Origin of the sequence: Micromonospora palythoicola (assembly GCF_036689795.1) — a bacterium.
Taxonomy (GTDB): Bacteria; Actinomycetota; Actinomycetes; order Mycobacteriales; family Micromonosporaceae; genus Micromonospora; species Micromonospora palythoicola.
Genome location: NZ_JBAGKI010000022.1, coordinates 77,934 through 88,852, shown reverse-complemented (window position 1 = coordinate 88,852; position 10,919 = coordinate 77,934). Strand labels below are relative to the sequence as shown.

The following is a 10,919-nucleotide window of genomic DNA, read 5'->3' as shown; positions in this document are numbered from 1 at the left end:
GGGCGGGCAATGGGCCCCCCTTCCGTGTGGTGGTTGGTGGGTGGCTTCACCCCCCGGGGGGGGGCCCCGCCGGGCGGGGGTCGGGGGGGGCCCCACCTCGACGCCGCACTCGGGGGATGAGCGGCGAGCGTCGCGCTTCACAGTCTGCTGACAACACCACTACGGTCGGAAGTGTTCGTGCCCGCTGTCCGAGGCCCACTGTGGAAGGGCCGGGTTACCGGTGGCGTGGCGCTGGAGTCGATCGACCGGTTCCTGGAGGGCGGCTGGACATGGCGGGTGGGCAGACGACGGCGGCGGCGTTCCTGGTCTCGGAGCTACGTCGGGCGCGAGCCAGGCGAGGCTGGAGTCAGGAGGAGCTGGCCAAGGCGGTCAACTACTCGCCGTCGATGGTCAGTGCGGTGGAACTGGGCCAGCAGCCACCCACCCCGAAGTACCTGGAACAGTTCGACAAGGCCCTCGACACCGGAGGCATCTTCGGTCGCATGCTCACTGAGCTGGTATCCCTCGACAAAGCCCAGGTCTGGCAACGCGGCTGGCGCGCCATCATGGCGGAGTCATGGGCCCTGCGTTGGTTCGAACCGCTGCACGTGCCCGGCCTGCTGCAGACAGAAGCGTATGCACGGGCGGTCTTCGAGTCCGACCCGCTGCTGGATCCCGGCGAGATCGAGCGGCGGCTGGTTGACCGGATGAGTAGCCAAGAGGTGCTTTATGTCGAAAAAACACCCCGGATAGCGGCAGTGCTTGACGAATCGGTCTTGCGGCGGCAGGTCGGTGGTCGAAAAGTCATGCATGAGCAGGTGCAACACCTGGTCCGCCTCGCTGTCGAACACCCCCACCTCCGAATCCAGGTCGTGCCCAGGTCGGCTGAGGAGTACCCGGGGCTGAACGGCCCGTTCATACTCGCCAGCATGGCCGACGGTGTGGAGGTTGCCTTCCTCGGAGGACAGATCGGCGGACAGGAGTTGGATGGGGCGGCAGATCTCCTGCGACTGCAACGGACCTGGGAGGCTACTCTCGCCGTGGCGTTGCCCCCGCAGGAATCGATCGAGCTGCTGAAGGAACTGGCGGAATCATGGAGTTGACCGGCGCACGCTGGCAAAAGAGCCGCCGTAGCGGGTCCAATGACCAGTGTGTCGAGGTGGCGACGAACCTGCCTGGGGTGGTGGGGGTGCGGGACAGCAAGGATCCGGCGGGGCCGGTGCTGAGCTTTGACGCGTACACCTGGCGGGTCTTTGTCGCGGCGCCGCCGCGCCGGACGTGACCGCCCTGCCCGGCGCGGAGGTGCTGGAGCGGCTGGCGCGGGAACGGGTCGTCTGGATCTGCACGCTGCGGCCGGACGGGTCGCCGCACCTGACGCCGGTCTGGTTCCACTACGTCGAGGGTGAGTGGTGGATCGGCACCGGCGAGCGCAACCGGAAGGTCCGCAACATCGCCGCCGATCCCCGGGTGTCGCTGGCGCTGCCCGACGGGGATGCGCCGGTCGTCGCCGAGGGCGAGGCGAGCATCGTCCGCCGGCCGTTCCCACCCGAGGTGGTCGAGGCGCTTCGTCGCCGGTACGGCGGCTGGGACGTCACGGTGGACGGCCCGGACGGCCGCTACGTGCTGCTCCGGGTCGTGGTGACCCGTTGGCTGATGGCCGGTCGAGCCCGCTGACCGGCGTCGGTCGTTCGAACGAAGACGTGGGTACATCTGTTGTCGTTCCAGCGACAAGAAATGTACCCACAGTCGGCCGCGGCAAGGCAGGCGCTTCGCGCCCGCCTTGCCGCACACCAGCGCTCAGGTGCGGGCGGCGGCCCGGCGGGCCCGGTAGGCGCTGACGGCGGCCCGGTTGCCGCAGCCGGCCTCGCAGAACCGGCGGGATCGGTTCTTGGACAGGTCGACGAGCACGTTGTCGCAGTCGGGGTGCTCGCAGATGCGCAGCCGGCGCAGCTCGCCACCGCGTACCACGTCCGCGATCGCCATCGCCGCCTCGACCGCGATCCGGGTGGCCAGCGGGGCGTCCCGGGGTACGGCGTGCAGATGGTACGGCTCGGCGTCGTGCGTGATGAGCTGGGGCAGCGCCCGGTGCTCGCGGAGCAGGGCGTTGACGATCGACACGATCTCGTCGACCTCGGCGTGCCAGATCCGGCGGAGGCGGGGGCGCAGCGCGCGTACCGCACGTAGCTCGGCCTCGGTGTGCTCGTGCCGCCCGCTGTACGAGTGGCTGGTGTAGAAGGCGTCCAGGGCGGCGACGTCCGGTAGGCCTTCGCCGTCGGAGCCGGCGGTGTTCACCAGCGCGGCGGCGGCGATCAGCGAACACTCGGTGTCATGGGCGAAAAGCAACTTGACTCCTGTCGTGGCCCCGTCTAGCGTCATCGGCATAATCTATTTTGCCCATGGCGGGCGGTCGTGCCAAGGAGAACCCCATGCGTCAACCGCCCGCCGCGGGTGCCGGTCTCGCACTCGCGCTGCTCTCCGCGATCACCTTCGCCACCTCAGGCACCTTCGCCCGATCCCTGATCGACGCCGGCTGGTCGGCCGAGGCGGTCGTCATCGCCCGGGTCGGTATCGCCGCCCTGATCCTGATGGTGCCGGCCGTGCTCGTGCTGCGGGGACGATGGTCGGTGCTGCGCCGCAATCTCACCTCGATCGGCGTCTTCGGGCTACTCGGGGTGGCGGTCGCCCAGGCGTGCTTTTTCAACGCCGTGCGTTACCTGCCGGTCGGCGTCGCCCTGCTGCTGGAATACCTCGGCATCGTCCTCGTCGTCGGATGGACCTGGCTGGTGCAGGGGCAGCGCCCCCGGCGGCTGACCGTCGCCGGTTCGGTGGCCGCCGTGGCCGGGCTGGTCTTCGTGCTGGACCTGACCGGGGCGGGTCGGCTCGACGTGGTCGGCGTCCTCTGGGGACTCGGCGCGGCGGTCGGGCTGGCCGGGTACTTCGTGCTCGCCGGCCGGGTCGACCCGGCCCTGCCGTCCATGGTCATGGCCAGCGGCGGGATGGCCGCCGGTGCCGGCGTGCTGCTGCTGCTCGGCCTGGCCGGCGCACTGCCGCTGCGGGCCACCTTCGACACCGTGCAGTTCGCCGGCACGCGGACCAGTTGGCTGGTGCCGATCGCCGGTCTGACGCTGGTGGCCGCGGTCGTCGCCTACCTGGCCGGGATCGCCGCGGTGCGGGTGCTCGGTTCCCGACTGGCCTCGTTCGTCGGGCTGACCGAGGTGATGTTCGCGGTCCTGATCGCCTGGCTGGTCCTGGGCGAGCTGCCGACGATCGTGCAACTGCTCGGCGGGTTGCTGATCGTCGCGGGTGTGGCGCTGGTCCGCCTCGACGAGCTGCGGGCAGCCGCCGTGCCGCCCGTGGTCGGCGAACCATTGCTGGCCGTCGACAGGTGACATCCCGGCTCCGCACGCGACGTGTCGTCGCCGGCCGCTACCGCATCTTCCGTAGTGCGGTAGCGGCGGCGTAGTGGTGCCGTAGCCGCCCCACCGAGGATCTCGGTGACCGTGGATCGCCACGGCCGATCAGTTCGCTGACCGAGGAGTCTCATTGGGCTGGCTGCGTACGTCCTCCCGCCGGTGGAGCGCAATGGCGCTCACGGCCGTCAGTCTCGGCACCGTCGCCGCGGTGGCACCCGCCGTGCCCGCGTCGGCCGCCGGACCCGCCGACCACGTCCTCTACTGGAACGACGTCCTGCTCCGGACCTACCGGCAGGAGGGCGGGGCACCCGGGCCGCTGGCCAGGGCCGGCGCGATGGTGCACGCCGCGATCTACGATGCCGCCAACTCGGCGCTGTGTGCGACCGGTGCCGACCGGTGCCTGGGCCAGCAGTACCGGATCAAGGTCACTCCCACGCCTGGCGTGACGCCGGATCTGGCCACCGCGATCGACTACGCGGCGTACGACGTGCTGCGCAGCGTCTATCCGCAGCGGAACTTCAGCGCCGACCTTGTCGCGGCACAGGAGGGCATCGCCAGCTCTCCCGCCCGAACCGACGGGCAGCGTATCGGGTCAGCCAGCGCCCAGGCGATGATCAGTTTCCGCGTCAACGACGGTGCCCCGGACTTCTCGACCTATACCGACGGCACCGTTCCGGGACAGTGGCGTCGCACCGGCTCGGGTGCGCCGGCCACGCCGAGTTGGGGACTGGTCACGCCGTTCGCCATGACCTCGAACACCCAGTTCCGGCCCGGCCCGCCGGCCGGTCACTCCAGCTACGCGGCGCTGCTGGCGAGCCAGGCGTACGCGGATCAGCTCAACGAGGTGAAGGGACTGGGCCGCTACGACAGCTCGACCCGGACCAACGACCAGACGCAGGCCGCCTGGTTCTGGGCCAACGACCTGGACGGTACCTACAAGCCGCCGGGTCAGTTGTTCGCCCACACCCAGATCGTCGCGAAGGCGGCCAAGCTCACGCAGGCCGGTAACGCGCGGCTCTTCGGTCTGGTCGGCATCGCCATGGGAGACGCGGCGATCGTGGCCTGGGACGCGAAGTACCAGACGGACGTGGACCTGTGGCGGCCGGAGACCGCGATCCAGCGGGCCAATGAGGACGCTCGCAGCGACACGGTCGCCGACCCGGCCTGGCTGCCCCTGTCGGCCGACCGGAACAACGTGCGCTTCTCTCCGGCGTTCCCCGCCTACACGTCCGGACACGCCACCTTCGGCGCCGCGTGGGCGGGGGCGATGAGGGGCTTCTTCGCCGCGGATGCCTTCTCGTTCGCCGCCACCACCGAGGATCCGCACGCGGTCGGGGTCGTCCGCAACTTCTCCACCTTCAGCGCCGCGGCGACGGAGAACGCCCGCAGTCGCATCTGGCTCGGCGTCCACTACCAGTTCGACGCGGACAGCGGAATCTCGTCCGGTACCGCCCTGGCGAATCACGTCACCGCCAGCGTCCTTCGCCCGACCGCCTCCTACACGTTCGACGGCTTCTACGAAAACGGTGCGAAGGTGGGTACCTCGATCCCGGACGCCGCCGCGCCGTCGTCCTTCACGGTCGGCTTCAAGCTGACCGCGGGCAGCGCTCCGGTCACCGATCCAGGGGCTGTCGTCGGTGCCTCCTGGAACGGACAGCCCGCTACGGCGGGCGCGGTCACCTTCGCGAACGGCCGGTACGAGATCGCCGTCTCGGTGCCGAAATCCTGTGCCGGGCGGACCTGGACCTTCACGGTGCTGCTCCGCGACGGCTCACGCCGCGATCTCGGGGTTCGGTGCTCCACCGTCTGACCTGAGGTGGGTGATCGGCGGCGTGGTCGGATCCTTCGACCGCGCCGCCGATGGCGCCCACCCCAGCAGCAGCCGGCGGATGTCCCCGAGCGCCTGCTCGACCTCGTTGAGCCGGACCAGAGCGTCCGAGAGGTCGACGTCCTGCCCATCCGTCACCGGGTCGGCGTGGAGCAGGTTCCGGTACGCGGAGGTGAGTTCCGCGCCTGGGTCCAACCCCAACTCTTCGCGCAGGAGCAGTCGGGCGCGGTGAAAGGCCGCCATCGCCTCGCTGCGTCGGCCGGCACCGTGCAGGGCCACCACCAGATGCCGCCACATCGACTCGCGTAGCGGGTGCTCCTCCACAAGTGCGGTGAGCTTCGGGATCAGCTCCTGGTGCCGTCCCTCATGCAGCTCGAGCCCGATCAACTCGGTCAGCACGGTGAGCCGTTCCTCCTCGAGTCGGGCGACCGCCGCCGGGACGAACGGTGCGTCGACGTCACCGAGAGGGGGGCCGGCGTGCAGTCGAAGCGCCTCCCGGAAGGCCTCCGCCGCTGCCTGCGGCCGCCCGAGAGCGACCAGGGCCCGTCCTCGTTGGGCCCGGTGCCGGAACTCGGTGACGTCGATGTCGGCCACGTCGGCCCGGAGCAGGTAGCCGGTCGCGAGCGTGTGCAGCTCGACGCCGGGTACTCCCCGCAGGAACCGTCGCAGCAGCGAGACCTGCCCGTGCACCTGGGTACGGACCGTCCGTGGCGGGTCCATACCCCAGACCTCGTCCACGATCTGGTTCACCGGAACCAGTGCGTTGGCATGGAGCAGGAGCAGTGCCAGCAGCGACCGTGCCCGTTTGCCGTCGGGCCGTCTCGTGCCCGCCTCGCCGTGCACGGTGAGCGGGCCGAGCAGGTGAATCTTCACAACGCCGCCCGGGCGTCCGGGCATCCCAAGGGAACAGCTCCCACATGTCCTCCAGCCCCCGTGTCGAGGAGAACGTCAAGCTGCTGCAACCATAGAAGTTGCATGATGCAGTGGCAATGACACGTTCAGTCAGTACGTGCCGGTGAACCCTGGCCGGGGGCGGCAGCGCCGAAGGGCGGCTGGGACAATGCCCCGGTGGTGACCACTGTGGTGTTCGACGCCGACGAGACCCTGGTCGACCTGCGCCCCGCGGTGACCGGTGGGCTGATCGCCGTACTCGAGGAGATGGGCAGACTGAACCCGGCGGCCCGGATCTCGCTCGCCGACCTGGAGTCGGACTGGCACCTGGCCCTCGGCGCGAACGCCGCAGCACCGGTGTGGGAGATCCGGAAGGCCGCGCTGGCCCGGTCGTTGGATCGGGCAGGGCTCGGTGCCCACCTCGACGAGATCAGCGCGCTCTTCTTCGCTCGCCGCTTCGCGCTGACCCGGCCGTTCGCCGACACGCTGCCGGCGCTGGCCGCGCTGCGCCAACGCTGGACGCTGGGCTTCGCCACCAACGGCAACAGCCGCGCCGAACGCTGCGGCCTCGTCGGCGAGTTCGCCTTCGCGGTGTACGCGCACTGCGACGGCGTGCCGAAGAAACCGGCCCCGGATTTCTACGCGGCGGTGTGTGCTGCCGCCGGAGCGGACCCGGCGCAGGTGGTACACGTCGGCGACAACCCGGCTCATGACGTGGTCGGCGCACAGCGGGCCGGCCTGCGGGCCGTGTGGCTGAACCGCCGAGGCGAGCGGTTGCCGGCGGACGTGGTGCCGGATGCCGTGGTCACCACGATGACCGAACTGCCCAGCGTGCTGGCTGATCTTTCCGGCGAAGCGGATCTTCCGCCGTTTATCCGGCGCTGCTCTGGCGGAACCTCAAGCATTGATGTCTGATGACGCCACGTCCCTCAACGAGAGGATTCGATGTGGTGAGCAAGCGCTTCACCGTCGGTGCCGTCGCGACCGCGACGGCACTGACACTCACGGTCACAGGTCTGGGAGTGCCCGCCAGCGCCGAACCGGCGGACCTGCGGACCTTCACCGTGGTCGCCGAGGACGGCGTCTCGACCGACGCGGCGCTCGCTGCGATCCGCGCCGCGGGCGGCACGGTGGTTGACCGAGCCGACGAGGTCGGCATCTACCGGGTGGTCAGCGATCGCGCCGACTTCCCGCGGCAGGTCCTCGCCGCCGGAACACTCGTCGGTGCCACCGAGCAGCGGGCCATCGGCCGCAAGCCGAAGGCGGACCCGGTCGAGCAGGAAGGCCCGGCCCCGGCCGCCGCGGCCCGTGCCTCCGCCGCCAAGGCTGGTGGCTCCGCGACGAGCCGGGCGCGGGGGAAGAAGATGGACCCCCTCGACGAGAAGCTGTGGGGCCTGGACATGATCCGGGCCGACGACTCCCGCAAGGTCGAACCCGGCGACCGGCGAGTGCTCGTCGGGGTGCTGGACACCGGCGTCGACGCCAGTCACCCGGACCTCGCACCGAACTTCGACTGGCGCCTGTCCCGCAACTTCGCGCCGGACATGACCGACATCGACGGTCCCTGCGAGGTACCCAGCTGCCTCGACCCGGTGGGCACCGACGACGACGGACACGGCACCCACGTCGCGGGCACGATCGGCGCGGCGGCGAACGGCATCGGAGTGTCGGGTGTCGCTCCCAAGGTCTCGATCGTCCAGCTCAAGGGTGGGCAGGACTCCGGGTACTTCTTCCTGGAGCCGGTCGTCAGGTCGCTGGTGCACGCCGGCAAGTCGGGCCTCGACGTGGTGAACATGTCCTTCTACGTCGATCCGTGGCTCTACAACTGCAGGGCCAACCCGGCCGACTCGCCGGAGGCCCAGGCCGAGCAGCGGGCCATCATCAAGGCGATGAAGCGAGCGTTGACCTTCGCGCACAACCGGGGCGTCACGTTGGTCGGCGCACTGGGCAACAACCACGAGGATCTCGGAGCGCCGCGGACCGACACGTCCAGCCCCGACTACGGGCCGATCCCGGCGTATCCGCGGGAGATCGACAATGACAGCTGCTGGGACCTGCCGGTCGAGGGCCCGCATGTGATCGGGGTGTCTTCCGTCGGCCCGTCGGAGCGCAAGGCGCACTTCTCGAACTACGGCACGGAGCAGATCTCGGTGGCCGCGCCGGGCGGTTTCTCGCTGGACGGCTTCGGCACGCCGACCTTCGGCGCCCAGGCCAACCGGATTCTCTCGGCCTACCCCAAGCATGTTCTCCAGCAGGAGCCGATCTCGTCCACGATCCCGGACCCGATGGTCGACGCGGACGGAAACATCGACGCGCGGGTGGCGGACCGGGTCTTCAAGGACTGCAAGAGCAACGGTGACTGCGGCTACTACCGCTACCTGCAGGGCACCTCGATGGCGGCGCCGCACGCGTCGGGCGTCGCCGCGCTGATCGTCAGCCGCTACGGCAAGCAGCAGGGCCGAGCCGGCTACGGCATGCACCCGGACCTGGTCGAGCAGCACCTGTACCGGACGGCTGCGGAGCGTCCCTGCCCGCAGCCGAGGCTTCAGCAGTACCGTGACGAGGGCCTTGACGAGACCTACGACGCGTTCTGCGCGGGTGGGCTCAACTTCAACGGCTTCTACGGGTACGGCATCGTCGACGCGTACGCGGCGGTGACGGTCAAGCCGCGCCGATAGCACGTCTCTGATCAGGGCAGGTGGCCGGGCTGGAACCTCAGCCCGGCCACCTGCTGTCATCGGCGCCATCCCCGGTCGCGCAGTGCGAAGCTGACTTCCCGGACGATCCCCGGGAAGTCCTGGTGGAGACGGCGACTGGTGACGTGCAGAACCAGCCAACCGGCACCGACAAGACGGTTCAGGCGTTGTCGGTCCCGATGCAACTGCTCGCGGTCCGAATGCCAGTGCCCGTCGTACTCCACCGCCACCCGGAAGGCGGGCCAGGCGAGATCGGGATGCAGGACCAGGCCGCCGGACACCAGCACTGGATGCTGAACCACCGGTCGAGACAGACCGGCCAGCACCAGGCGGATGCGCAGGTGTGACTCGGCCGGCGACTGAGCCGCCGGCTCAGCCAGATCGAACAGCCAGCTTGCCCGGCGTACCCCGGGACGGCCGTCGTTTCGGGCCGCGAACTGGGCGAGGGCTGCCCGGGTGGTGAGTTGCCGGCCGAGCAGGGTGTCGATGATGGCGATCGCGCGGGTCGGCTCCAGCCAGACGGCGCTCTCCCAGGCTGCCCGGGTCGGGTCGGTGTGGCGGAGCGTGCCCGTGCCGATGCCCTGGAGCCAGGGTTCCTCAGACATCGTGTGGACTTGCAGGCCGGGTTGGCTGTGCAGCCCGGCTGGTGCCGGCACGAGCACGTGCACGTTGTCTGAAAAGCTCGCGGCATGCTCGACGCCGTGCAGGTACGCCGCCGACGGGCCGGCGAACGCCGCCACGACCGGCAGTTGCAACGCCACGGCGCGGCAGGCCAGCTCGTGATCGCGATCGAGCCGGGCATCGGCGTAGATGTCCCGCCGTAGTCGCGCCCAGGCGGAACTGCGTAGCTGGTGCGCGGTGAGCAGGCCCTGGTCGACGGCGTCCGAGCCGCGGAACACCTGCCACGCCAGGGCTCCGGGTCGGTGTACTCGAACTGGCATGCAGGAGAGCCTGCGGGCCCTGGTGCCGCCACGGCAGCCCCTGTGGACAACCAAGGACAGCGCACCGCCCGTCCCCTGTGGACAACTGCCCCGATCATCGCCGAGTGTGCTATAGGGCCACGTTCGGACACGCGGAGCCGGCCAGGGCAGCAGGGCCTCCGCAGGGATGTCGCTGCGGGGGGGGGAGTTGTGGGCCGTGCGGGGTGGCTCCATCTCGACTTGCGGCAAGTCGGGGTCTCAAGCCGGAGTTTGGCCGCGACTTGCGGCAAGCCGCGCCGGGCGGTGCGGCAAGCCGCGGCGGGCGGTGCGGCAAGCCGCGGCGGGCGGTGCGGGATCGTGCCGGGCGGCGGGGGTCGCGGCGGGCGGTGGGGGGTCGTGCCGCGTGGGCGGGGTCGGTGGGTCAGGTCAGGGCGGTGGCGATGGCGGTGGCTGCGGCCAGCACCTGTGCGCCGACGGCGTCGGCGTCCAGCGGGGCCAGGGCCACCACCCCGACGCTCGCCTCCAGACCGGGTACCCCGAGCACCGGGGCGGCCACCCCGTACGCGCCGGGTTGCAGCTCACCTGCGGTGCTCACCGGGCCGGGGGCACCCGACCGGCCGGCCAGGATCGCCCGTCCGGCGGCGCCCCGCTCCAGCGGGTGCCGGGCCCCGGTCCGGTACGCGACGTGGAACGACGTCCAACTCGGCTCGACCACCGCCAGCGCGACCCCCTCGCCGCCCTCCACCACCGTGAGGTGGGCGGTGGCTCCGGCCTGTTCGGCCAGCCGCCGCAGCGCGGGCAACGCACCCTCGGCGAGCAGCGGTTGGGCCCGCCGGGCCAGGTGCAGCACCCCGGCGCCCAGGCGCAGCCGGCCGGCGGCGTCACGCCGCAGCATGCCGTGCCCGGCCAGCGGCCCGACCAGCCGGTAGACGGCGGCCCGACCGATGCCCAACCGGCTCGCGGCCTCCGTGACGGTCAACCCGCCCGGCGCGTCCGCAACCAGATGCAGCAGCCGTAGCCCTCGATCCAGCGTCTGCGACGCCTCGCCGCCTGGCGTCGAGCCACCTGGCGTCGAGCCGCTTGGCGTCGAGCCGCTTGGCGTCGAGCCGCTTGGCGTCGAGCCGCCCGGCGTCGATCGGCCTCGGACCGACCCGGCTGGCACCAGGCCGTCCGGCGCTGCCGGCCGGGGGGC

11 protein-coding genes are annotated in these 10,919 nt (G+C 70.9%); 7 read left to right on the top strand and 4 right to left on the bottom strand.

All coding sequences use genetic code 11. The features are described 5' to 3' along the window. Positions 1-269: 269 nt before the first annotated feature. The 3 genes from V5O40_RS12970 to V5O40_RS12960 are packed head-to-tail and all read left to right on the top strand — an operon-like array spanning position 270 to position 1,653. A complete protein-coding gene (locus V5O40_RS12970) occupies positions 270-1,082 on the top strand; it encodes a helix-turn-helix domain-containing protein (RefSeq protein ID WP_332905660.1) in 813 nt (270 codons plus the stop codon). Further along, positions 1,073-1,261, top strand: coding sequence for a DUF397 domain-containing protein (locus tag V5O40_RS12965; RefSeq protein ID WP_332905659.1), 189 nt, complete (start codon positions 1,073-1,075; stop codon positions 1,259-1,261). The genes V5O40_RS12970 and V5O40_RS12965 overlap by 10 nt, the downstream gene beginning before the upstream one ends. After that, positions 1,258-1,653 (top strand): pyridoxamine 5'-phosphate oxidase family protein, encoded by a 396-nt coding sequence (locus V5O40_RS12960; protein WP_332905658.1) that lies wholly within the window; start codon positions 1,258-1,260, stop codon positions 1,651-1,653. Before V5O40_RS12965 ends, V5O40_RS12960 begins: the two co-directional genes overlap by 4 nt. Before the next feature lie 123 nt (positions 1,654-1,776). Here V5O40_RS12960 and V5O40_RS12955 read toward each other — a convergent pair whose 3' ends face one another. Next, the gene (locus V5O40_RS12955; RefSeq protein WP_332905664.1) at positions 1,777-2,322 is read right to left on the bottom strand and encodes a CGNR zinc finger domain-containing protein; all 546 of its coding nucleotides are present in this window, start codon (positions 2,320-2,322) and stop codon (positions 1,777-1,779) included. An 83-nt stretch (positions 2,323-2,405) separates the two neighbouring features. Between V5O40_RS12955 and V5O40_RS12950 the strand changes: the two genes are divergently transcribed. Then, positions 2,406-3,368, top strand: coding sequence for an EamA family transporter (locus V5O40_RS12950; protein ID WP_332905657.1), 963 nt, complete (start codon positions 2,406-2,408; stop codon positions 3,366-3,368). Between the two features lie 193 nt (positions 3,369-3,561). Further along, positions 3,562-5,202, top strand: coding sequence for a vanadium-dependent haloperoxidase (locus V5O40_RS12945; protein WP_332905656.1), 1,641 nt, complete (start codon positions 3,562-3,564; stop codon positions 5,200-5,202). On the opposite strand, the gene V5O40_RS12940 is transcribed toward V5O40_RS12945, so the two are convergent. After that, positions 5,164-6,093, bottom strand: a complete 930-nt coding sequence (locus tag V5O40_RS12940) for an AfsR/SARP family transcriptional regulator (protein ID WP_332905655.1) — start codon at positions 6,091-6,093, stop codon at positions 5,164-5,166. The genes V5O40_RS12945 and V5O40_RS12940 overlap by 39 nt on opposite strands. A 195-nt stretch (positions 6,094-6,288) precedes the next feature. On the opposite strand from V5O40_RS12940, the gene V5O40_RS12935 reads away from it, so the two are divergent. Together V5O40_RS12935 and V5O40_RS12930 are read left to right on the top strand one after the other, a co-directional pair. Then, positions 6,289-7,026, top strand: coding sequence for an HAD family hydrolase (locus V5O40_RS12935; RefSeq protein WP_332905654.1), 738 nt, complete (start codon positions 6,289-6,291; stop codon positions 7,024-7,026). 35 nt (positions 7,027-7,061) lie between these two features. Continuing rightward, positions 7,062-8,789 carry a S8 family peptidase gene (locus V5O40_RS12930; protein ID WP_332905653.1) on the top strand — a complete coding sequence of 576 codons (1,728 nt, stop codon included), beginning with the start codon at positions 7,062-7,064 and terminating at the stop codon, positions 8,787-8,789. A gap of 56 nt (positions 8,790-8,845) precedes the next feature. Here the strand turns inward: V5O40_RS12930 and V5O40_RS12925 are convergent, their stop codons facing one another. Together V5O40_RS12925 and V5O40_RS12920 are read right to left on the bottom strand one after the other, a co-directional pair. Beyond that, a complete protein-coding gene (locus tag V5O40_RS12925; protein ID WP_332905652.1) occupies positions 8,846-9,748 on the bottom strand; it encodes a hypothetical protein in 903 nt (300 codons plus the stop codon). A 400-nt stretch (positions 9,749-10,148) separates the two neighbouring features. Further along, a complete protein-coding gene (locus V5O40_RS12920) occupies positions 10,149-10,757 on the bottom strand; it encodes an IclR family transcriptional regulator (RefSeq protein ID WP_332905663.1) in 609 nt (202 codons plus the stop codon). Positions 10,758-10,919 lie beyond the last annotated feature (162 nt).